Genomic DNA, 22,886 nt, shown 5'->3' on the forward strand with positions numbered 1-22,886 from the left:
TTAGCTACACCTCCTTTTGTTCATCCTCGGGATTTTGCCATCTAATATACTCAAACACGCTGTGACAACTGTTGCAGTAATGTTGAGAAACTAACTGTGCGGTTCCGAATGGAGATAAGAGATTTACATTTGTTGAATCGCAAAACGAACAATGAATCGCCGATTGCTTGCTATTCAATCCGAACACCCCTCTTTCTGTTTTGGTCTGTATAGAATTCAGTTTTTAATATTTATTACGTTTTATTAATTATCGTTAATTTAACATAATATTAATTCGTGATCACCAAACATGTCAATACAATAAAAATAATAAATAACAGAATATTTAAATTAAAATTAAAGATTTATTTTTTTATAAAATTAAAAATAACCTTGATATATAAAGGTTTATCTCATTTCAACTCTTTTCATCCACTCATAAAGATTTAATTTTATAGCATTTATTTTTTACGGACGTATTTTTTAAATAATTATGTTTATTTATCGGTCGTATTTATTATATAATACAATTACATCTTAGTAATGTTCTAAACTATTAAAAAGGAATAGTAAACAGGAGGTAAGAAATGTGAGTAAAAGAGAGGCTGTAATCGTTAGTGCAGTTCGTACAGCCATTGGAAATTTCAATGGTTCCCTGGCTGGTATCCCAGCCCCCGATTTAGGTGCAGTTGTATTAAAAGGTGCATTGGAAAAAGTCGGATTAGAAGCAGATCAAGTAGATGAAGTGATTATGGGAAACGTTCTCCAAGCTGGGGTTGGACAAAATCCAGCCCGTCAAGCCGCCGTAAAGGCTGGTCTGCCCTATTTCGTCCCTTCCACGACTATTAATAAGGTTTGTGGTTCCGGACTAAAAGCAGTCCACCTTGCTGCCCAATCAATTCTTACAGAGGAAGCGGATATCATCCTGGCAGGCGGAATGGAAAATATGAGCCAAGCCCCTTACATTCTTAAAAATGCCCGGAACGGTTTCCATATGGGAGATGAAAAAGTAATAGACGGATTGATTCATGACGGTTTATGGTGTGCTTTTAATGATTATCATATGGGGATTACTGCAGAAAATTTATGCGCTAAATACGACATCTCCCGTGAAGAACTAGATAAGTTTTCCGCCTGGAGCCATCAAAAAGCTCAAATAGCCATAGAACAAGGAAAATTCGCTGAAGAGATCATCCCTGTTCTTATTGAAAAACGAGGAGGGAAAACGGAGTCATTCGCGACAGACGAATTCCCAAGGAAAGATGTGACATGGGAAAATCTAGGTAAACTAAAACCAGCCTTCAAAAAGGAAGGTTCTGTCACAGCTGCAAACTCTTCCGGAATTAACGATGGTGCCGCTTGTGTACTTATCATGAGCAGAGAAAAAGCAGAGGAATTGGGATTAAAACCTCTAGCTGTAATTAAAGCCAATGCAAGTGCCGGAGTGGATCCGTCTATTATGGGAATTGGCCCTGTCCCTGCCGCCAAAAAAGCACTTATGAAAGCAAATATTTCTTTAAGTGACATTGACCTTATCGAAGCAAATGAAGCCTTTGCAGCTCAAGCGATTGCAGTGGACCGTGAACTGAATTTTAATAAGGACAGGCTAAATGTAAATGGCGGAGCAGTGTCACTCGGGCATCCCATAGGTGCAAGCGGAGCACGAATTCTTGTTACCCTTATTCATGAGATGAAACGAAGGGATTCAAGATACGGATTAGCAACTCTTTGCATTGGTGGAGGTCAAGGAGTAGCAACTATTATTGAAAAGGAATAAATGAAGATGACAAATAAAAACGGAGGAATGACGAAATGATTTTAGAGTATATGGGGAAAAAACCAAAAATCGCCCAGTCAGCTTATATAGCTCCAAATGCAACACTTATTGGCGATGTAACGATCGAGGAAGGTGCAAGCATCTGGTTTGGCGCCGTACTCCGCGGTGATTTAGGCCCCATTGTTGTCGGAGCCCGAAGCAGTGTGCAAGACAATTGTGTCATCCATATGACGGATGGGGGCACATATATTGGAGAGGATGTCACAGTTGGCCATGGAGCTATTCTTCATAATTGCAAAATTGGACGCAGTGCACTTATCGGCATGAATGCTGTCGTATTGGATAATGCAATGATTGGAGAAGAAACTGTCATTGCAGCCGGCAGCGTGGTGTCAGCCAACACCATATTCCCTGACCGCATTTTAGCCGCGGGTATCCCGGCTCAAAAGAAAAAAGATATAGAAGGATCTTCACTTTGGTGGGTCCAGGAAAGTTCAAAGTGGTATCAAGAACTTAAGCAAAACTATATAGTTCAAGATGCTGAGCTGAAAACAAAATAATGCACAAAAACTAAACTGAAAATTCTGTTTTTTAGTATCATCACCTTAAATTGAATGATCCATCCAAAACTAGGCACATTTTTCTGATCACCAGAAGGCTGATTGTTGACCATACTACCAAAAGGAATCTAGGTTCAAATAAGGGGGAAAACTATGCGTTCAATTAATATTACCAAAATGGTTGATGAATCCAAATTTAACCGCTTTCATAGTCTCGTTTTAGCATTAACTGCTTTTATCATTATCTTTGACGGATTTGATTTAGTTGTGTACGGAACTGTTGTCCCAGTACTAATGGAAGAATGGGGATTAACACCCGTCCAGGCAGGTTCTTTAGGCAGTTACGCTCTCTTTGGCATGATGATTGGCGCACTGATTTTTGGCCCTCTAGCAGACAAATTTGGGCGCAAAAATATGATTATTCTCTGCACAGTGATTTTTAGTGTATTTACAGGGGTAATCGGATTTGCCACCAGTCCTGCCCAATTCGGAATCTTCCGTTTTATAGCAGGCATCGGTTTAGGCGGAGTGATGCCGAATGTCGTGGCCTTAATCACTGAATACTCACCAAAAACGCTCAAAACGACATTAGTTTCAATTATGTTTAGCGGTTACGCTATTGGCGGAATATTCGCAGCAGCGCTAGGAATATATTTGATTCCTAATTTCGGCTGGCAATCGATGTTTTTTGTAGGCGCTTTCCCTTTAATTACACTTCCGTTTATTTATAAATATCTTCCGGATTCTCTCGGTTTCCTTTTGGCTAAAAATAAACATAAAGAAATCGGTCAAGTATTAGCTAAAGTTAATCCTTCTTTCATACCACAGCAAAGCGATGAGTATGAAATGGTCATTCCTGGTAAAACAGGCATTACGGTTGCCCAATTATTCAAAGACGGGCGCGCTTTCAGTACTCTTATGTTCTGGACTGCATTTTTCATGTGTTTATTAATGGTATACGGATTGAATACGTGGCTGCCAAAGTTAATGGCACAAGCCGGATACCCATTAGGTTCAAGTTTAATGTTCCTTTTAGCATTAAATGCAGGAGCAATTTTAGGTGCAATTCTCGGCGGAAGAGCGTCAGACCGCTGGAATGTCAGAAAAGTGTTGATTGCCTTCTTTATCATGGCGGCAGTATCTTTAACACTGCTAGGATTTGAGCCTAACACATTTGCTTTATATACACTTGTGGCAATTGCTGGAGCGGCCACAATCGGAACGCAAATCATTCTTTATGCCGGTGTTTCTCAGCATTATCCTACTCATATGCGTTCAACAGGGATTGGATGGGCGTCTGGAGTAGGGCGAACAGGTGCCATCATCGGTCCAATACTAGGCGGATACCTTCTCACGATGAATTTACCATTACAACAGAATTTTCTTGCTTTTGCCATCCCTGGAGCCATTGCAGCAATCGCTATGGCGTTTGTCCGAGAAAAAACTGCCTCCGCTCAATCTATAGAAGTTTCTGCAAAAAGTTCTGTTCCAAACATGAATATTTTAGAAAAATAAGATTATTGTAGAAGCCTTACATTTCTAATAAAGCCTAGAAAATGGCTGTCCCATAAGTCTTAAACAGGCCACAAACATGATTTTTTACTGAAAAGGACCCGTCACGTAATCCTTGATTTTACTGGATTTTCATGACGGGCCCTTTCAGGAGGGTGGCTCAAAAGGCATGCTTTTCATCCCTTTGAGTCACCCTCTTTCTAGATAGGTAATTACTTATGTGAATTCAATTTTTTCGCTGATTCAACCGTGTTGTTCAATAACATCGTGATTGTCATCGGCCCTACACCGCCTGGTACCGGTGTAATGTAGCCTGCCACTTCTTTAGCAGCCTCATAATCCACATCTCCGATAAGCTTGCCGTTTTCATCCGTACCATTTCCTACATCAATCACAATGGCACCCGGTTTAATATCCTCCGCTTTAATGAAACGCGGATTTCCAACAGCTGATACTAAAATATCGGCTTGCTTTGTTAACGAAGGTAAATCTTGTGTACGGGAATGCGCAATCGTCACTGTCGCATTTTCCTGTAATAAAAGAAGCGCAACCGGCTTTCCGACAATATTGCTTCGTCCGATGACGACCGCATGTTTTCCGGAAATGTCTTCACCCGAGCGTTTAATGAGCTCAATGATACCGTACGGCGTACAAGGAAGGAGACACTCATCTCCAATAACCAAGTTTCCGACACTTACAGGGTGGAAACCGTCCACATCTTTTTGAACAGAAATGCGGTTTAACACTTCTTTCTCGTTAATGTGTTTCGGAAGCGGAAGCTGAACAAGAATGCCATGAACGTTCGGATTTTCATTCAAACGGTCAATTTCAGCTAACAGCTCTTCTTCTGTAATACCAGCGTCGCGTTTAATGACTTCTGATACGATTCCAATCTCTTCACATGCTCTCGCTTTCGCTTTTACATACGATTGAGAAGCTGGATTATCACCAATTAAAATAACCGAAAGACCCGGGGAAATGCCTTTCTCTTTCAGAGATGCTACCTCTTCCTTTAAAGCTGCACGCATTTCAGCAGCGACCTCTTTTCCTTTAATAATCTTTGCACTCATAATTAATACCCTCTCTTTCTTTATCTAAAAACGAACATTAATACCACTTTTATTATAAAGGTTCGGGAAAATAAAATAAACCATTAATTATCGAAAATCGTCACTTTATGTAGATTTTCTTATTTTAACATAAGACTTCATGAAAAAATAACTTCCTTTCCCTTATATTGGTTACATGCTAAAGAATGATTGATAGAATGAAAGAAAAAAAGAAAGGTTGCTTTTCCGATGAAACGATTAGCAATGACTGTCCTTACCATCATTTTTATTTGTACTTTCTTTTTTTCCATCTCATACAAGACGACGAAAAAAGAAAGTGAATGGCTCGTCCATGATGTCAGCCGCCTCTTTCCAGTGCAAGTAAAAGAGATTTTAAAAGGAGAAGAAGAGCATGCCATCATCGCGGCAGTAAAAAAAGCCAATGATCAAAATATACCCGTTTCAATTGCCGGGAAACGCCATAGCCAGGGCGGCCACATTTTCTATCGTGATGCCCTTTTGCTTGATATGACTTCCTATAATAAGATTCTTGATTTCAATGAAAAAGAAAAAACGATTCGTGTCCAAAGCGGGGCGACATGGGCAGATATCCAGCAGCATGTAAATCCTTACGGGTTATCTGTCAAAGTCATGCAGTCTTCCAATATTTTTACCGTGGGCGGATCGCTAAGCGTCAATGCCCACGGCCGCGATGTTCGGTACGGACCGCTGATTGAAACGGTGAACTCCTTTCGGCTGCTGAAGGCAGACGGAGAAATCATCGAAGTCAGCCGGACGAAAGAGCCCGAATTGTTCTCTCTCGTGATTGGCGGATACGGGCTGTTTGGCGTCATTTTGGATGTCGAGTTGCAGCTGACAAATAACACTCTTTTAGAAACGGAACACCATCATCTGGCCTATACCGAATATGTTGAGTATGTGAAAAGAACGGTGCTGGCCGATTCCGCTTACCACCTGCATATTGCACGTTTATCGACCGCTCCGTCCAGCTTTTTAACCGATATGTATGCCATCAATTATAAGCAAATACAGTCAGCTGTTCCGAAAGAGTATCTTGCACTTCCAGAAGAAAAATGGGTGCGCCGAAACAAGTTTCTATTTGGCCTGGCCCGAAAATACGATTGGGGTAAAGAACTTTTATGGAACATTCAGGGAAAGCTGTATGCCGAGGAAGAGTCTGCCGTTCTATCACGCAATAATGCCATGCGTCCGGACATTCAGTTCCTCGACTATACATCAGAGCAAGATACGGATATTTTGCAGGAATATTTCATTCCAATGGATGCTTTTGTTCCATTCGTTAATGATTTGCGTTCGATTTTTAATAAACATGACTTGAACGTTTTTAACGTAACCGTCCGTTATGTCCCGAAAAACACGGAAGCCGCCCTTTCCTATTCAACCGATGAGATGCTGGCGCTTGTTCCGATTTTTAACCATGGCTTCAACACGAACGACATAGAGACAATAAAAAAAGCAACAAAAGAAATGGTCGATGCCGTCCAAAAATATAAGGGTACCTATTATCTGACCTATCAGCTGTACCCAACTTCGGGGCAGATGAAAGCCGTTTATCCGAAAGCGAACGAGTTTTTTGCAAAGAAGAAGCAATGGGATCCAGATGAACGTTTCATGAACCAATTTTACGAAAGGTATGGCAGAGATGATGAAACATAAACCGCTCAAATGGCTGTTATATTCACAAAGTTCGGCTATTCTTGGATCGAGCCTCGTCTTCCCTTTTTACTTATTATTCATAAAAGACATCGGGGCTTCTTACGGGCAATTCGGTCTTTCTTACGGATTGTTTACGTTAAGCTCCGCCTTTGTTCACCTTCTTATCGGCAAGTATACCGGTAAAATGGGAAGCATGATATTTTTAGCACTGTATTCATTTGGCATGTCGCTCGCCTTTCTCCTCCTTCCAGTTCTTACTGCTTTATGGCAAGTTTATACGATGCAAATATTTCTTGGCGCCCTGGGAGCAGTACAAAAAACGAGCGAAAAAATCGTGATTGCCGATTTGACAAGCGGATATGAGCGAGGACAGGTAATCGGTCATTATCACTTTTGGACGACCATTTTCTCCGCATTTGCCATCATCACTGGAGGGTACTTGGCTGATTTACTGACTGTCGATGTTATTTTTTACATTGGTGCCGTTTCCATGTTCGCCAGCTCCTTGCTCACAATGAAGCTGGTGAACACGTAATACTCCATTTATAATAAAGAATATCCATCACTTCTTTTTATCATTTGCCTCCATGCTAAAAATATGTGTAATTGAAAAAAACAAAATGCAGCTGAGTTTCTTCCTCTTTTCTCTCTGAATAAAAAGGAAATGATGATACATAATAAAGGATGTTGTTTATCTTTATCCTTTTATAAAGGAGCCAATTATGAACATTTCTTTATTAGGGAGGACAATTATGGGTATTTTAAGCGGAAATCCACAAAATGAACCGATGCATTACGGCGAAGTGTCCGGCACATGGGCCTATTTAATGACAGCACAAGGCATGATTGCCGGCTATCAGGTGTTAATCAACCATACGGGGGATGCGGATTTAAAGGCTTTCCTTGAAGATGTTATTAAAAACGGCTTAAAACCGGAAGTTCAGGCGCTTCAGGAATTGCTGAAGGCAAACGGCCTCGCATTGCCTCCTGCCCCTCCGGAGCGTCCGTCAGCGACGATTGAAAGCATTCCTCCGGGAGCTCGCATTAACGATCCGGAAGTCGCGGCCACAGTGTCCGCGGATATTGCAGCGGGATTAGTATCATGCAGTACCATCATGGGGACATGTATCCGCGAAGATATTGCCCTTATGTTTGGTCAATTCCATATGAAAAAAGCACAATTCGGTGCAACCTTACTAAGAATGACCAAGGAAAAAGGCTGGCTCATCCCGCCGCCGCTGCATGTACTGCAATCTGAACAAGCCTAACGAAAACCAATGTTTTAAGCGTTTGAAAAGGAGTTTTTCCAGCCTTTTTAAACGCTCTTTTTATATCACTTTTCTTCTATATACATGAGAAAAAGCGGCCGACATGACAGCCCAAATCACACTTTTACTTAAAGCTCCATCGGATAATATTAACCTTACATCTCTTCATTCCTTCTCTTTTCCAAAATAAAGCCTAGTTTATTTAATGCTCTCTCAAGATTCGCTTCAATCATGACTTGTTGTAAATCAAGATCTGATTGAATGGCTTTTAAAGCCAAGTCGGGGCGTATCCCGGTTAAAATTGGTTTGACACCAATTAATTCTAAAAGGTTTACTATTTTTAATAAAGAGGCACTGACTAAACTATTGATCTGCAGAATTCCTGATAAATCAATTACTAAATATTCCAAAGACATTTCCTGACTCTTTGATAGTGCCAAAAAACTAATGTTTTCCACGCGTTGCTCATTTATAAAACCTATCACGGGTAGCACTGCAACCCCCTTAGTAATAGGGACGAAGGGCGCTGACAAATTTTCTATCTGCTTATTTGCCCTGTCCAGTTCAAGAACATACGTAAGCAATGAAGCCATCGTTTCGAATAATTCAATATGTGACTGCGTAAAAGTAAATGGTTTTGTGTCTAAACCGCAGATGGTTCCGTAGTTTTCACCATCTTCATAATAAATGGGGATACCGATGAAACAGCCGCTTCCCAATCGTTTAGTTACATTTAGAGAAACTGTTAAATCACTCTTATTAATGTCCGGAATGATAAGAACTTTCTTTCCCCGTTCCACACTTAATTTGCAAAAAGTTTCTTTAAATGGCAATGTGTCACCTGGTTCTAAAAGAGCATCATCCTTATTCAAGACTTTTACAATTTCATTTGTATGTGTATCATTTTTTGCGATGAAAAACGTGTTTATATCAATGAACTTTCCCATCATGTGAAGAATACTTTCTGCTGCTTCTTCAAAATTCTTGAAAGTTTTTATAGAATTGCTTAGCTCAGATGAATGTTGCATAGGAATCTATTACCTTTCATTTTTATTTTAGAAGATATCAAAGTTTCATGCAGATTTCTTGAAGCGTTTTACACGAATAAGGTAAAATGTTAAAATCCCCGACTTAATTTAACAAGGCTCTTGTCATATACCCTTCTTTCATACATATATAACATTTTAACCAGTATTCTTAAAGCCCAAACTTTTTGACTGTGTAAATAAGCTTAGTTTATTCAAGTCCCATTCTACTATTTATAGTACGAAATTGGCTAGAAGCTTTTTTATGGATATTTAGATGACACTGCCCCTCCCCTTCCAATCAACTTTGAAATTAAATTGGATATAATTTATGAATTTACGTATAATTATACAAAAGACTTACGTTTGAAAGGTACATCTATGATGCAAACCATTTTCTTATTTTTATTGGCCGGGCTTGCTGAAATCGGCGGCGGCTATCTTATTTGGCTTTGGCTGCGTGAAGGCTTTCACATGAGCTATGGCCTAATCGGAAGCATTATTCTTGTAGTCTATGGAATCATCCCTACCTTCCAGGACTTCCCGACATTTGGAAGAGTGTATGCAGCATACGGCGGGGTCTTTGTGGTCTTATCCATTCTTTGGGGATGGATTGTAGACAAAAAAACGCCTGATCTTTACGACTGGGTTGGTGCAGCTATTTGCCTCATTGGCATAGCGGTGATTTTATGGGGGCCCAGAACATAATGATTTAAAAAGAACAGGGGGAATGTGTTTGGAAGTCGCGAAGCAGCTACAAAATCAAGTGGTTCATAAAAAATTACCTAAGAAGCAAGTCGTACAGCGTACATTATCCATTACCGTCGGTGCGGTGTTGATGGCTATCGGACTTGAAATCTTTTTGGTTCCCAATAAAGTCATCGACGGCGGAGTTGTCGGAATTTCCATTATCCTCTCCCATTTGACAGGCTGGAAACTCGGAGCCTTTATCTTCATTTTTAATTTACCCTTCTTTTTTATTGGTTATAAGCAAATTGGTAAAACATTTGCCCTTTCCACATTATACGGCATTGCCATTTTATCCATCGGCACGACATTGCTTCATCCGGTTCCGGGACTAACGGAAGACGTGCTTCTGGCGACCGTCTTTGGAGGAATTGTCCTTGGTATCGGTGTCGGTATCGTCATCCGTTACGGGGGCTCCCTTGACGGAACCGAAATTTTAGCGATTCTCATCAATAATAAAACCCCTTTTTCTGTTGGCGAAATCATCATGTTTTTTAATCTGTTTATTCTAGGCAGTGCAGGTTTTGTGTTTGGCTGGGACCGTGCCATGTATTCGCTCATCGCTTATTTTATCGCTTTCAAAACCATTGATATTGTGATAGAAGGAGTAGAACAATCGAAGTCTGTTTGGATCATTAGTGACAAACATACAGAAATCGGTGAAACCATCCTTGCCAGATTGGGACGCGGCGTCACTTATTTTAAAGGTGAAGGCGCGTACACAGGAGACGAGAAAAAAGTCATCTTTTGCGTTATCACCCGTCTTGAAGAAGCGAAGTTAAAATCAATTGTCGAAGAAATGGATCCGGCTGCCTTCCTCGCTGTTGCCGACATCGCGGAAGTCCGCGGAGGAAGATTCAAGAAAAGAGGCATTCATTAACAACAAGGAGGGACCTTTTCAAGGTCCTTCCTTGTTGTTAATCATTTGCCAATCGCCGTAAAGATAAAAAAGCCCCTGTTTACTAACACCACTTTTTATATCTTTTCATCAGTTCCGACAAGCTGATCTCTTCTGTCGAACGAACATGCCAATCTGCTTTCTTTATCGCTTCATGCTCCCCTACACCTATGGAAAACATACCCGCTGCTTGTATGCCGGCCAAACCCGCTTCACCGTCTTCAATGGCGATACAATTTTCGTATGAAATTCCCAGTTCATCAGCCGCTTTCATAAAAATTTCCGGATGAGGCTTCCCATTTTGAATAGTTTTCACATCCACGACAAAATCAAATCTATCGAGAAGTTCCAGTTTTTCGAGAACAACCCGGGCATTGGAACTTGAGGACGCGACCGCCGTTTTGATGTTTTCCCGTTTCAGTTCAGTCAGCAAATCAAAAATTCCAGGTAGAACGTCTTTTGGCGAAAGCTGCTCAATAAGACTTTTATAGTGATTATTTTTTTCATCGGCCATTTTTGTCATTTCTGCATCCGAAAATATACGGCTGCTCAGCCTTGCGATATGTTCCACTGTTCTTAGACGGCTGATACCTTGCAATTTTTGATTCAGTTCCCGGCTAAACGGTGCCCCCATTCGATCAGCAACCCGTTTATTTGCTATATAATAAAGCTCAACCGTATCAGCAATTACGCCATCCATATCAAATATGACCGCTTTAATTTTCGACATTTTTTTCCTCTTTTCTACACTTTCATAATTTCATCATATTCTGATTCGTGGTAAAATAATAAAGTGAAAGATAAATTAAATAGTGTAAAAAGCATACCATTTAATTTACCTTCCTGAAAAGATTCCTCAGAAAATATGCCAAAATTAAAAGGGCCAGCCTCTAAACCTTCCCGTAAACATCTTGTTTGCACTCTATGACCATGCCCTTTCTCGTTCAATAACATGATTTAAAAATTCATTAATGAAGGTGGTAATTTGAATAAGCGAAAATTCAGTGCCTTTTTGATTGTTTTGACGTTTTGTTATTCATTGTTAATGGGGCTTGCAACCATCGGAAATTATATCAACTCGGAAGAAACGATGTACTTTTATTTGGCATGTACCATCGTTTCCTTTTTTATCGGGGTTATCTGTTTAATAGAATATAAGAAAAAACAATCGTGAAAAGACTTAAACATGCTGTCGTTTAAGTCTTTTTTATTTTCAATCAAAAAACACCCTCTACATCATGTAGAGAGTGTTTTTGATTGAATGCCAGGGTTTACCCAACATATTATATCAGTGCATATTCGTCATAACCCAAACAGAGCCATACACGATGACGATCCCAATAAAACCGGCAGACGCCATTTTACCAACTTGCCATGCACCTTCTCCTTCTTTAATGTGCATGAACATAAATAACTGAATAATCGCTTGTAAAAAGGCAAGACCGAATATAAGAATGACAATCGTCTGTAATGATAAATCTGTATATAGGGCCAATCCAGCTGCCAAGAACGTTAACGCAATGGAAAAAACCAAGCCCATGATGTGTCCCCACGGGAAGCCATGATGAGTATTTGTTTTATTTGCCATTTATCCCACCATCCCTAACAGGTAAACACCAGTGTAAACGAAAATCCATACGAAGTCTAAAAAGTGCCAATATAAACTAGCGATAAATACCTTTTTAGCCGTATCTGGTGTTAAACCTCTTTTAGCTACTTGAAAAAGAATTAAAATCATCCAGCAAATACCAAGTGATACGTGAAGTCCGTGTGTTCCTGTCAAGAAATAAAAGGAAGACCAGTACCCATTTGTACCGAGTGCAGCTCCTTCATGAACAAGATGTTTGAACTCATTGATTTCTAAGAAAAGGAAGGCTAAACCGAACAATAATGTAATGATCAACCATACATTCATGGCTTTTACGTTTCTTTTTCTCATTTCGTGAATCGCTAAGCCGCAAGTGAAACTACTTACTAACAACACGATGGTCATGACTAATGTGTTATTCAGGTCAAACAGCTCCATAGGCGTCGGAGCGTGGCCGGCGTGGCCGGCATGGCCATTGCCGTTCATCGTATACATTGTAAAATATGTCGCAAAAATCGTAGCGAACAAAGCGACCTCTGCGCCCAAGAAAATCCAGAATCCAAAGATATTCAGTCTGCCTATTCCAGACTGATATTCCAAGGGCGTGTTAGGACTAATATTAGTGTTTGTATCCGCCATAACTTACGCCTCCTTACGAAACGGTTGTTCCGTCTTTATGATTTCTTCTACGCTGACATAAAAGCCTTCATCCTCTTTATGTGAGCGAAGTGAGCGGAATGCCATACACGCCAGTACACCAACCCCGCCAAGAATTGCCATCCACATGATGTGGAACACAAGCGCAAAACCTGCAACAAAGAAAAGTGCTGACATAACAAACGGTGTACCTGCATTGCTAGGCATATGAATTGGTTTGTATTCCACTTTTTCTACTTTACCTTCTTTTTGCTCTTGCTTCATGATCCAGAATGCATCAACGCCTTTTACTTCAGGAGTAACGGCAAAGTTATAAAAAGGTGCAACGGCAGATGATGTTGCCCATTCAAGTGTACGTCCATTCCATGCATCGCCTGTTGTTTCTCTTTCAGCGTAACGGAAGCTGTAATATACGTTATATACAAGCAGCATAAACGCAATTCCCATTCCTAATGCTCCAACAGTTGAAACAACGTTTAATCCAGTCCAGCCTTCTTCCGCGCCATACGTATAAACACGTCTTGGCATACCGTCAAATCCTAATAAGAATTGCGGTAAGAAACACACATTAAATCCAATTGTAAACAACCAGAACGTCCATTTTCCAATGCTCTCATTTAATTTATGACCAAACATTTTTGGATACCAGAAAATGAACCCTGCGAAACAAGCAAATACTGTTCCGGCAATTAACGTATAGTGGAAGTGAGCAACCAAGAAATAACTGTTGTGATACTGGAAGTCGGCTGCTGCCATTCCAAGCATAACACCTGTAACTCCCCCGATTAAGAACGTTGGAATAAATCCGACAGACCAAAGCATTGGTACTGTGTATTCAATTTTCCCTTTATAAAGAGTAAGGAGCCAGTTAAAGATCTTCATACCTGTCGGGATCGCGATGGCCATCGTCGTGATCGAGAACACAGAGTTAACCGCCGCAGTTCCTCCCATTGTGAAGAAGTGATGCACCCAAACTAAGAAACTTAAGAATGAAATGGTTACGATCGAAATAACCATTGATTTATAACCAAACAATGTTTTCTTGGCGAACGTTGAAATAATTTCAGAGAAAATACCGAACGCCGGCAAAATAACGATATATACTTCAGGATGTCCCCAAACCCAGAACAAGTTTGCCCAAAGCATTGGCATACCGCCGTCAGCTAACGTAAAGAAGTGAGTGCCGAATGTGCGGTCAAATGTCATTAACGCTAATGTAACCGTTAGTACCGGGAACGCAAACACGATAATGAATGCCGTAATAAGCGTTGTCCATGTAAACATTGGCATACGCATTAATGTCATGCCTGGTGCACGCATTTTAATAATTGTTACGATAAAGTTAATACCGGTCATAAGGGTACCGATACCGGAAATCTGTAAACCAAGCAAATAATAGTTAATCCCTGGTCCGCCGCTTCCTTCAATCGCTAACGGAGCATAGTTCGTCCAACCTGCATCCGGTGATCCACCGAATACGAAGGAAATGTTGAAAAGAATTGCTCCAAAGAAGAACGCCCAGAAGCTTAACGCATTTAAATAAGGAAACGCTACGTCACGTGCTCCAATTTGCAAAGGAACAACAACGTTCATTAATCCCATGATAAACGGCATCGCCATGAAGATGATCATGATTGTACCGTGTGTTGTAAAGATTTCATTATAGTGCTGGGATGTTAAAAAGTCATTATTAGGAACCGTTAATTGCGCTCTCATTAATAATGCATCCACACCGCCGCGGAAAAGCATCAAAATAGCTGCGATAATATACATGATTCCGATTTTTTTATGATCAACACTTGTTAACCATTCTGTCCAAAGCCATTTCCATTTTTTAAAATAAGTAAGAACAAATACAATAGCAATTGTCGTTAATACAATGGAAATATTTGCTCCAACAATCATTGGATCATTAAGGATTAAATTATCCTTGATAAAATTAAACATTCTGTGCTCCTCCCCTCTTACTCGTGATGAGCATGAGATTCATTGTGTGAACCTGACACTTCATGGTGACTGTTTTCTTCTTCACCATGCGGGTCTACTTTAACCCCATATTTTTCACGAATTTTCATCGCATATACTCCAGAATCGACTCCATGGTCTACAAAGCCTAAGTGAGTGTTTGAAAACGTCATTTCTTTGACTGTTTCAGGCAACATTAACTTTTCATATGTTTCTTCCGTTAATTTCGGGGCGCTTTCTTGTGTTTCTTTTACCCATTTTTGATAATCGCCTTCTTCCATGGCCACAAAGTCAAACTTTTGATGTGTCATACCCTTACCTGTAAAGTTAGAGTTCATGCCATCATATGTTCCTGGCTCATCAGCCTGAAGGTATAAATCATTGACCATTCCAGGCATGCCATATTCCTGGCCGCCAATCTGCGGAACCCAAAAAGAACTCATTGAGTCAGCAGAGGTAATTTTGAAAAGAATCGGGCGATCTTCTGGAACCTTCACGTAGTTAACGGTTTCAATATTTTCTTCTGGATAACTAAAAATCCATTTCCAATCTGCAGAAGTAGCATGAATAACAATCGGTTCTTTATGCGCAGTCTCTGCTGGCGGTTTCTCCAATTGATAAAGTACTTTCACCGTCGGAATTGATAAAGCAATAACGATGATCAAAGGAATGACCGTCCAAAGAATTTCCAATTTTGTGCTATGATGGAAATCAGGATCATAATCCTCTTCCTTGAAACCTTTACGGTCGCGATATTTTACAACAACAAAGGTAAATAAGACATAAACAACGACCATGATAAAAATCATGAAATAGATCGAATACATGATCAGATCTCGTTGTGTTTCAGCCACAGGACCTTTCGGATCCAACACAGCATATTCACTGCAGCCACTTAATAAAAATAAAAGAAGTGACCCCATCATCATACTTAAAAATGGCTTAAGTTTTTTCATCACCTTTGTTCACCTTCCCTTCTCAATAACTGATCATAAATAAGTTCGTTTTTCTGTACAGAATTAATCTTCACGTAACATATACTATCAAAAGCTGAAAAAAACGAAACACCTTAACTGTGATTTTTATCACATTTTGAACTTTTTTCGAAAAGTAGACAAATTTTTTTCACATTTCCGTAACAATATTGGAAATTTTTTTATTTACTGGTATAGCAATAGCTTCTTGTGCTATTATTCTTAATATTTATTACTTTTTGACAGAAAAAAAGAGAGGTTGTATCGAAAAATCTGTATCCTCCCAATATTTTTGTTCAATAATTTTTCCTGTTTATTTAACCTAGACAAAGTATCGTAAAGAGCGAATTTTCCATATAACGAAAACGAAACCCATCCAAGCTGGACGGGTTTCGTTTTCGTTATGGTTTTAAAATCATCAATATGAATAGAACCGTCCCCATGTAAGTGGCAGCATATAATAGACGGCGAACTTTTATATATAGTTCCTCCTGATCTTTAGGAAGGGTTGTTACAATGATATTTTCAGGATTGAACAGCCACCTTGCAAGCTCTCCTATTTTCGGAGTGACCATTCCGATCATGACCACCTGAATGAGTATATATAAGACGAGGGATCCAAGCAGCCATGGTTGGGAAAACGGACCATAATTTCCTGTGAAAAAGAGAAGAAGGCCGCTTAATACAGCCAGTGTCCCTCCCACTTTTGGAAATAATTCCAGTTTCTTTCCGAGTAAAATCGCATACCGAAGTTCCCCGATATCTTGATTTTTCCGAAACAGCACATGCAAAAAATACGTAGGGCCCACTCCTATCACCGCCGCCAGCACATGTACGAGAACGAGAATTTTCATTGGCTCCCCCTTTTCGTGACAAAATATCCCATTAACCATTCCTATGTGACTAAGCTTTTTTTTATGAGCTTTAGGCGGTAGGACTCCTGCTTTCAAGATAAGTACTTCATATGTAACTCTTTTTCCCTGTTTTTCAATTATCCTTCTTAAAAAACATTTGAATAGTAGGCTTTTCTGACTATAATATAAATAAGTGACAATATATGTAAAGGATGATAGAATCGTTTTCATCACCCTTCCCACCACTTGATACAGGAGGAATTTTCATGATCATCTCCCTTTCTCAGGCAATCGAAAGAAAAAGAAAAGAGCTGTTAAACAGGGCGCATCATCATGAATTGATTTCGGATGAAGTTCTCTCCTGCAGCCGACAGCTCGATGATCTTGTCACTCTTTATTTACATAAAAAAGAATCGTTTTTACATGTGTCAGCGGAAAAGATTCATACAACGATCCACGTCCACCTAAAAGGTCATCTAAATATTTTAACGGCGGATGAGCTATATGGATTAATGGCCAATCTTTTGCCTTCCATTGAAAATGTGCACGATATAACCATTGATTTATCTCAACTAGAATTTAACGACTCCTCCGGTATCGGAGCGCTCTTTCAATTTATTCGTCAAACGATTGGAAAAAACATTCACGTTTCAGCTTTAAACGTGAATGAATCGGTGTCAACGGCTCTCGAAACACTGGGAATATATGAGAACTTCCGCGAATTGAACCTAACAGGCAGCTGAATGATATAAGTGTGTGTTCAAAAAGGAGGACAAAAAGGACCGAAAAGTTCAAGGAAGCACTGTCTCGAGCATTAAGGAAAGATTCTCACGATTCTTCATCGCACGCAGGAAAAGTGATTTTCTTTTCCAAGGAACGGAGCGCAAGCTGGTCACTGCGAAAGCATAATCCTCGAAAAAGTGTTCTTCTTTTTCGAGGATATGTCATTAATATGTGAGTAGCGGAGAGACAAGCTGACGCCGCCCGACTAAGAGCCGCCACGTCCTGTGGCGAACGTCGGATCAGTACTTCCTGTGCAAGTAAATTCGACGGTCATTTTTCCCGGACTTTTTGAACAACCTCTATAAGGCAATTTCCAACATAGGGCATGGCCGCAAAAGGCCGTGCCCTATGTTCTTGACTAGAAATGCGGTTGTCCCATAAGAAAGAAAATTTTATTGCTCGTTAACGTTTAATAAATCACCAAAGGCTAGTTTTACTGAATTTTTGCGGCGGGACCTTTCGTGAGAATGACTTAAAAGGGTTTTTCCTTTTAAGTCATTCTCATATAGGGAAATTCTGTTTTTACTTCCACAAAAATGCGGCTATAATAGAAATTGGCGAACTTGATGAAACAGCCAAAATTGAAAGGATGATCATATGTTAACTATTACAGGACATACTGTTGAAATACTGGAAGACCCATTCGGCATCTTATCGGGCGAACGCTATGAATTCATTTTACAAGCCTCCGTTCCGGAAGATGATGAATTATATACAGAACAAGGTTTGGGCATCAAAGTCATTTACGTTGTAGAGGGCGATGAATCTCGCATCAATCAATACCACGTATTCGAAAAAGGAGAAAAAGGGGAAAATACCGTTTTGGATATTTGGCTTGAAGAAGAGGAAGAAGCCATGATTGCTGCATACTGCAAAGAAAATCTTCCAGTATTATAAATCCACATATTTCTTTTTATGGTCTATTATTTCCTTTCCTTAACTATATATTAATAATAGTCAACCTAAAAGGAGAGGAAACGGGATGATGCTGTATGATATAAAGAATCGATTATACTATAAGGTACTCAATACATCCGAACCGAAAATGGGCGGTTCCCATCAAGGACGGACATGGGGATATGTACCGAAAAAGCTGAATGGAAAAACCGTAAAATTTTGGTTTGATTATACATGGGGCCGCTATATGTATTTTCAGCATGATGATAAATGGTATCGCGTCCAATATTTACAATCCAATTACAAAAAAAGCAATCATGATGTCTTTAATGGCGTTTTGATAAACCTTGTCATTGATGGACAAGACTTGAAACTCGTGCGGGGAAACCATGAAAAAAAGCGTCTGCTTGCCTGATATATAGATTGATTTGGAAAATACGGCATGACCAAAGAACGGCCATCCGCATAGGTGAACCTTTGACGGTAAATTCAAGCGGTCTACATAACCGTTTGTGAGTATCCCTCAATCGAATGAAGTTGTGTCAAGGTCAAGCTATTAAGAATATATAGAAAAACGGAGAAAGCAAAAAAAGATGCGTAAAGACGTAGAAATGGTGTATACTATAAGCGTCGCCCTATCCTATCAACTTCGCGATCGTTGCGGGACACTTAACCAGTACGGATTGGATGGGGCGATAAAGAGCAAGGGGCCATTGGCCACCTGCTCTTTTTTGTTTTTACCATGGAACAGGTTAAAATTCATTTCAAAATAGAGAGCATGCGATCCGGCAGCACATTCCTTTTTCGCTGCTAAATGCCATCAGGAAACAAGTTCAACACTTTTCTTCATAATGACTGATGACTCTTAAACTCTTTTACTACTTCATTGAATCGATCAGGAAAATTTGTAAATAAGCCCGTTACTCCCCACTCTAGTGCTTTTCGCATATCTTCTTTCTCATTGATGGTATAAGGATGGATTAATAAGTTATGTTTTCTTACATTTCGTACATAAGCTTCATTGATTTTGGCAAAGTTTGGACCTACACCAATGGCATACTTTTTAATTTGTTCCAGTTCAGTATCTGTGATGAAACCGGGCGTTTCATACCATAAAAGCTGTACGAGCGGAAGGTTTGGATCCATTTCATGGATTTTTTTCAAGCTTTCAGGGCTGAACGATTGGATGAGAACATGGCTTGAGCGGCCATTCTCTCCTGTCAGTTTGTACTTTTCAAGCAGCTCTAGAAGCTTCTCTTCCATCCCAGGATATACTTCCGGAGACTTTGTCTCTATGTAATACTTCGCCCCACGTCCGAATTTTTCAAATACTTCTTCCAATGTCGGGACGTGTAATCCTGCATATTCCGGCTTTGCGTATTGCGGGTATTTTTCGTTAAACCATGAACCTGCATCCAGCTCTTTAATTTGTTCTAATGTCATGTCTTTTACTAAGCCTGTCCCATTTGTCGTACGGTCTACCGTTTCGTCGTGCATCGCTATCAATTCGCCGTCTTTTGTCATTTGAAGATCGACCTCGATGTAATCTCCTTTCATCTTCTCCCCCATTTCGTATGAAAGAAGCGTATGTTCAGGAGCATAGCCTGAAGCCCCACGGTGAGCTGCGGTAATAATTTTCATTTCAGGGGAAGACAGCTCTGATTGTACCGGTGCTGAATTTGCCGCAAACGACACGGGTGCTGCCGCCTGCATAATAAATCCAGCGCTTAAAAATACGATTGACGATTTTTTCATCCATTGTTTCACGAGTCTCTCTCCTCTTAATTCATCTCAACAACAACTGTAAAAGAGAAATGTAAAGGAAATAATGATAGAGTGTAAATCTTCCATTTACAAATAGAAAACAGGTAATATAGCGCAGAATGTATCAGGTCTTTTTATCTAAAGTATAGAGAAAAACTAGACTTTAGATTTATAAAAGTTAAAGAGAAGCTTGCACCATGTCACAAAAAAGAGCAGAACAGCCCTCTTTTACAAAAAAGAGGCGGCACCCATAAGCTCCTCTAATGGATGACAAATATGAAAAGGTGACTTAAAAAGACAAAAAGCAGTCCTTTTAAATCACCCTCTGACTATCTAAGCTTAAATTGTTAAGATGCTTTTTTCAGGACAGACGTTTGCACATTTCGTTTTTGATACGTAACGAAATAAGCAAAGCCGACAAATAACGCACCGCCGACAACATTGCCGAGGAAGACGGGGACAAAGTTTTGGAAATACTCTGTCCATGTTACAGCACCAGCAAAGATAGCCGCTGGGATGACGAACATATTGGCGACAATATGCTGGAAGCCAATCGCAACGAACGACATAATCGGGAACCAAATGCCTAAAATTTTGCCCCCTACATCTTGTGCTCCGAACGAAATCCAAACGGCGAGGCAAACAAGCCAGTTACAACCGATTGCTGATACGAAAGCCTTTCCGAACGGATCTTCCACCTTCGCCTGTGCAATCGCGACCGTTTTATCCAAAAAGTATCCCGTCTCAGTTAACCCGACGACATGACCAAAAAAGTAAGCAATAAAAAGAGCTCCGGCAAAGTTGCTGATGGTAATGAAAAACCAGTTTTTTGCTACATCGCCGAATGTAATTCTGCGCGAATATAAGGCAAGCGGCAACGACATCATATTTCCTGTTATTAGCTCTCCGCCAGCCAATACTATTAGCATCAAGCCTACCGGGAACACGGCTCCTCCCAGCAAATTCGCAAGGCTTCCCCATTCAGGCGGCAAATTGCCAATAACCCGAATGTCGACCAAAAATCCGAATGAAATAAAAGCACCGCCTAAAAATCCGAGAACGAGCATAGTAACCAGCGGCATTTTTGCCTTCTGAGCACCTGCTTCAATCACCGCTTCAGCAATTTGGTTCGGTTTTAAAAATGCCATAAAAAACTTCCTCCATTTTTCAACATAAACTTTTCTTGACAATAAAGTAATTCCCTTGCTTTTGGCTCATTCGTGTAAAACAAAAAAGCAACACCCAATAAACCCTGTCAATCAACAGAATTTGATGGATGTTGCTTAATATCCCTACACGCTTTGAGTATAGAAAAATCAATCATCATCTATATTGTATCCAATAGAATATACACAGAGCTTGCGTATGTTCCATTTCACATATGTGAGCGGTCTTATTGTAACAATATTATTTTTAAACATCAATCATTTTGTGAAATTTTTTAACGGTTCTCATCCGCTTGTTTGAATTCGATCCCCTCTCGTATACACATTCAATGAATCATTGCGGATGAATCCAACCGTCGTAATGCCCAATTGCTCTGCCAATTGCAGTGCCAACTCAGTTGGAGCCGATTTGGACAAAACGATTTCGCAGCCGATTTTAGCGACTTTCAATAAAATTTCCGATGAAATGCGGCCGCTGAAGACAATCACTTTATCCCGAATCAAGATATTATTCTTTAAACAATAGCCATAAATCTTATCAAGAGCATTGTGACGTCCGATGTCCATTCGGCTCAACACAATGCCATTTGCATCGCACAAAGCTGCATTGTGTACGCCTCCTGTCTCATGGAACGTCACCGCAGAGCTCTGCATCTCTTTCATTAAGCGAAAGCAATCATCCGCAGACAAGGTCACATGAACCGCATCCATCTTTTTAGCAGTCATTGCGTCATTTACGAATACAAAGCCCTGCCGGCTCATCCCGCAGCAAGACGTAATATACCGCTTGCTCTGGAAATTTTGATAATACGGATTGACGTTTTTCGTCTTTACATGAGCAAACCCGTCTTTTTCCTGCACCCATATCTCTTCGATATCTTCATATTGACGAATGACACCTTCTGAAGCCAAAAAACCTATGACCATATCCTCGATATATTCTGGTGTACACACCATCGTCGCGAACTCTTGGCCATTGATTTTGATCGTTACCGGATATTCCGTTACAATCGTATCCTCGATCGTTTCCATACGACCGTTTTCACAACGAAGAATTTTCCGCTTTACTTCTGCTGGTTTCATGATGACTGTCCCCCCTCACGTAATGTTCTTCTCAAAAATAAAGACGGACACGGCGACGTCTTCTTCGATTTTCATGTCCGAAAACAAATGAACGAGCTTAGTACCCATCAGCTCTTCCATTCCTTCCGGCGTTTTTTGAGCGTACACTTCTTGAATCATCTTCGTTCTGGCATTATGCACCGCTTCCCTTCCTTCAGGGGTCCCGGCGATAAATTTTTCAGTCGGCGTTAAATTCCCATATAACGTAGAAATCGCCATATTGTCCACAAACACGGTTTGAATGCGCTCAGGCCCCTTCCCAAACAAATCTTTCCGAAGTTTTCGGATGATATCATTGAATTCATGTACTTTTTTTGACATGCTACCAATCCCCTATCGTCCAATGAATATTTACCCATAACATTTTGCTTTATCAATTTCCTAATGATAAAACAATCAATGAAAAAATAAAAGTACCATCCCTTCTCTCCATGATTCTAAAATTGTTCAAACTTTTCATTACATCTTCATGAAGTTTTTGTTAAAACGGTTGTGAGAATTGGAAAAATGCGTTAATCTTTATGGTTTCTATTGTATATTTTAAACAAGAGCGCTATAATATGATGTGCATATGATGGAACGATGATAGAGAAACTGTTAGCG

25 protein-coding genes are annotated in these 22,886 nt (G+C 40.1%); 12 read left to right on the forward strand and 13 right to left on the reverse strand.

Going from position 1 to position 22,886, the window contains the following annotated elements; all coding sequences use genetic code 11:
• Window positions 1–4 precede the first annotated feature (4 nt).
• Window positions 5–187: a PaaD-like zinc ribbon domain-containing protein gene (locus tag BK575_RS29655; RefSeq protein WP_456238398.1), complete on the reverse strand. Its 183-nt coding sequence runs from the start codon at window positions 185–187 to the stop codon at window positions 5–7.
• Window positions 188–568: 381 nt separating this feature from the next.
• On the opposite strand from BK575_RS29655, the gene BK575_RS15685 reads away from it, so the two are divergent.
• The 3 genes from BK575_RS15685 to BK575_RS15695 all read left to right on the forward strand — a co-directional run bounded on the left by BK575_RS15685 (window position 569) and on the right by BK575_RS15695 (window position 3,831).
• A complete protein-coding gene (locus tag BK575_RS15685) occupies window positions 569–1,756 on the forward strand; it encodes an acetyl-CoA C-acetyltransferase (protein WP_078411400.1) in 1,188 nt (395 codons plus the stop codon).
• Window positions 1,757–1,791: 35 nt separating this feature from the next.
• Window positions 1,792–2,316: a gamma carbonic anhydrase family protein gene (locus BK575_RS15690; RefSeq protein ID WP_078411402.1), complete on the forward strand. Its 525-nt coding sequence runs from the start codon at window positions 1,792–1,794 to the stop codon at window positions 2,314–2,316.
• 153 nt (window positions 2,317–2,469) lie between these two features.
• Window positions 2,470–3,831, forward strand: coding sequence for an MFS transporter (locus BK575_RS15695; RefSeq protein ID WP_078411404.1), 1,362 nt, complete (start codon window positions 2,470–2,472; stop codon window positions 3,829–3,831).
• A gap of 209 nt (window positions 3,832–4,040) precedes the next feature.
• On the opposite strand, the gene folD is transcribed toward BK575_RS15695, so the two are convergent.
• A complete protein-coding gene (folD, locus tag BK575_RS15700) occupies window positions 4,041–4,898 on the reverse strand; it encodes a bifunctional methylenetetrahydrofolate dehydrogenase/methenyltetrahydrofolate cyclohydrolase FolD (protein ID WP_078411406.1) in 858 nt (285 codons plus the stop codon).
• Window positions 4,899–5,126: 228 nt separating this feature from the next.
• On the opposite strand from folD, the gene BK575_RS15705 reads away from it, so the two are divergent.
• The 3 genes from BK575_RS15705 to BK575_RS15715 all read left to right on the forward strand — a co-directional run bounded on the left by BK575_RS15705 (window position 5,127) and on the right by BK575_RS15715 (window position 7,843).
• Complete coding sequence (locus tag BK575_RS15705; RefSeq protein WP_078411408.1) at window positions 5,127–6,575, forward strand: FAD-binding oxidoreductase; 1,449 nt, start codon at window positions 5,127–5,129, stop codon at window positions 6,573–6,575.
• Window positions 6,565–7,110 (forward strand): MFS transporter, encoded by a 546-nt coding sequence (locus BK575_RS15710; RefSeq protein WP_078414822.1) that lies wholly within the window; start codon window positions 6,565–6,567, stop codon window positions 7,108–7,110. Before BK575_RS15705 ends, BK575_RS15710 begins: the two co-directional genes overlap by 11 nt.
• A gap of 217 nt (window positions 7,111–7,327) precedes the next feature.
• Entirely contained in the window at window positions 7,328–7,843 is a 516-nt protein-coding gene (locus BK575_RS15715; RefSeq protein ID WP_078411410.1) for a DUF3231 family protein, read from the forward strand.
• A 155-nt stretch (window positions 7,844–7,998) separates the two neighbouring features.
• On the opposite strand, the gene BK575_RS15720 is transcribed toward BK575_RS15715, so the two are convergent.
• Complete coding sequence (locus BK575_RS15720) at window positions 7,999–8,871, reverse strand: GAF domain-containing protein (RefSeq protein WP_078411412.1); 873 nt, start codon at window positions 8,869–8,871, stop codon at window positions 7,999–8,001.
• Between the two features lie 378 nt (window positions 8,872–9,249).
• On the opposite strand from BK575_RS15720, the gene BK575_RS15725 reads away from it, so the two are divergent.
• Together BK575_RS15725 and BK575_RS15730 are read left to right on the forward strand one after the other, a co-directional pair.
• Window positions 9,250–9,576, forward strand: a complete 327-nt coding sequence (locus tag BK575_RS15725) for a YnfA family protein (protein WP_078411414.1) — start codon at window positions 9,250–9,252, stop codon at window positions 9,574–9,576.
• 58 nt (window positions 9,577–9,634) lie between these two features.
• Window positions 9,635–10,495: a YitT family protein gene (locus BK575_RS15730; RefSeq protein WP_407984384.1), complete on the forward strand. Its 861-nt coding sequence runs from the start codon at window positions 9,635–9,637 to the stop codon at window positions 10,493–10,495.
• 82 nt (window positions 10,496–10,577) lie between these two features.
• On the opposite strand, the gene pgmB is transcribed toward BK575_RS15730, so the two are convergent.
• Window positions 10,578–11,243, reverse strand: coding sequence for a beta-phosphoglucomutase (gene pgmB / locus BK575_RS15735; protein WP_078411418.1), 666 nt, complete (start codon window positions 11,241–11,243; stop codon window positions 10,578–10,580).
• Between the two features lie 255 nt (window positions 11,244–11,498).
• Between pgmB and BK575_RS15745 the strand changes: the two genes are divergently transcribed.
• A complete protein-coding gene (locus tag BK575_RS15745) occupies window positions 11,499–11,687 on the forward strand; it encodes a hypothetical protein (RefSeq protein ID WP_078411422.1) in 189 nt (62 codons plus the stop codon).
• A gap of 114 nt (window positions 11,688–11,801) precedes the next feature.
• On the opposite strand, the gene qoxD is transcribed toward BK575_RS15745, so the two are convergent.
• The 5 genes from qoxD to BK575_RS15770 all read right to left on the reverse strand — a co-directional run bounded on the left by qoxD (window position 11,802) and on the right by BK575_RS15770 (window position 16,551).
• Window positions 11,802–12,101 (reverse strand): cytochrome aa3 quinol oxidase subunit IV, encoded by a 300-nt coding sequence (gene qoxD / locus BK575_RS15750; protein WP_078411424.1) that lies wholly within the window; start codon window positions 12,099–12,101, stop codon window positions 11,802–11,804.
• The gene (gene qoxC / locus BK575_RS15755) at window positions 12,102–12,740 is read right to left on the reverse strand and encodes a cytochrome aa3 quinol oxidase subunit III (RefSeq protein WP_078411426.1); all 639 of its coding nucleotides are present in this window, start codon (window positions 12,738–12,740) and stop codon (window positions 12,102–12,104) included. It abuts the gene before it with no gap.
• Between the two features lie 3 nt (window positions 12,741–12,743).
• Complete coding sequence (qoxB, locus tag BK575_RS15760) at window positions 12,744–14,705, reverse strand: cytochrome aa3 quinol oxidase subunit I (protein ID WP_078411428.1); 1,962 nt, start codon at window positions 14,703–14,705, stop codon at window positions 12,744–12,746.
• A gap of 17 nt (window positions 14,706–14,722) precedes the next feature.
• Window positions 14,723–15,682, reverse strand: coding sequence for a cytochrome aa3 quinol oxidase subunit II (qoxA, locus tag BK575_RS15765; RefSeq protein ID WP_078411430.1), 960 nt, complete (start codon window positions 15,680–15,682; stop codon window positions 14,723–14,725).
• Window positions 15,683–16,098: 416 nt separating this feature from the next.
• Entirely contained in the window at window positions 16,099–16,551 is a 453-nt protein-coding gene (locus tag BK575_RS15770) for a DUF2269 family protein (protein WP_078414823.1), read from the reverse strand.
• Window positions 16,552–16,817: 266 nt separating this feature from the next.
• Here BK575_RS15770 and BK575_RS15775 point away from each other — a divergent pair, with 266 nt between their 5' ends.
• From BK575_RS15775 to BK575_RS15785, 3 genes are all read left to right on the forward strand, one after another.
• Complete coding sequence (locus BK575_RS15775) at window positions 16,818–17,294, forward strand: STAS domain-containing protein (protein WP_169907841.1); 477 nt, start codon at window positions 16,818–16,820, stop codon at window positions 17,292–17,294.
• 637 nt (window positions 17,295–17,931) lie between these two features.
• Window positions 17,932–18,231, forward strand: a complete 300-nt coding sequence (locus BK575_RS15780) for a DUF6509 family protein (protein ID WP_078411434.1) — start codon at window positions 17,932–17,934, stop codon at window positions 18,229–18,231.
• An 85-nt stretch (window positions 18,232–18,316) separates the two neighbouring features.
• Window positions 18,317–18,646 carry a hypothetical protein gene (locus BK575_RS15785; RefSeq protein WP_078411436.1) on the forward strand — a complete coding sequence of 110 codons (330 nt, stop codon included), beginning with the start codon at window positions 18,317–18,319 and terminating at the stop codon, window positions 18,644–18,646.
• Between the two features lie 431 nt (window positions 18,647–19,077).
• Here BK575_RS15785 and BK575_RS15790 read toward each other — a convergent pair whose 3' ends face one another.
• The 4 genes from BK575_RS15790 to BK575_RS15805 all read right to left on the reverse strand — a co-directional run bounded on the left by BK575_RS15790 (window position 19,078) and on the right by BK575_RS15805 (window position 22,604).
• Complete coding sequence (locus BK575_RS15790; RefSeq protein ID WP_078414824.1) at window positions 19,078–19,986, reverse strand: glycerophosphodiester phosphodiesterase; 909 nt, start codon at window positions 19,984–19,986, stop codon at window positions 19,078–19,080.
• Window positions 19,987–20,342: 356 nt separating this feature from the next.
• The gene (locus BK575_RS15795; RefSeq protein WP_078411439.1) at window positions 20,343–21,143 is read right to left on the reverse strand and encodes a formate/nitrite transporter family protein; all 801 of its coding nucleotides are present in this window, start codon (window positions 21,141–21,143) and stop codon (window positions 20,343–20,345) included.
• 303 nt (window positions 21,144–21,446) lie between these two features.
• The gene (gene fdhD / locus BK575_RS15800) at window positions 21,447–22,244 is read right to left on the reverse strand and encodes a formate dehydrogenase accessory sulfurtransferase FdhD (protein WP_078411441.1); all 798 of its coding nucleotides are present in this window, start codon (window positions 22,242–22,244) and stop codon (window positions 21,447–21,449) included.
• Window positions 22,245–22,259: 15 nt separating this feature from the next.
• Window positions 22,260–22,604 carry a Na-translocating system protein MpsC family protein gene (locus BK575_RS15805; RefSeq protein WP_078411443.1) on the reverse strand — a complete coding sequence of 115 codons (345 nt, stop codon included), beginning with the start codon at window positions 22,602–22,604 and terminating at the stop codon, window positions 22,260–22,262.
• Window positions 22,605–22,886: the final 282 nt, after the last annotated feature.

The sequence above is a fragment of the Priestia abyssalis genome, from assembly GCF_002019595.1.
GTDB lineage: Bacteria > Bacillota > Bacilli > Bacillales > Bacillaceae_H > Bacillus_BA > Bacillus_BA abyssalis.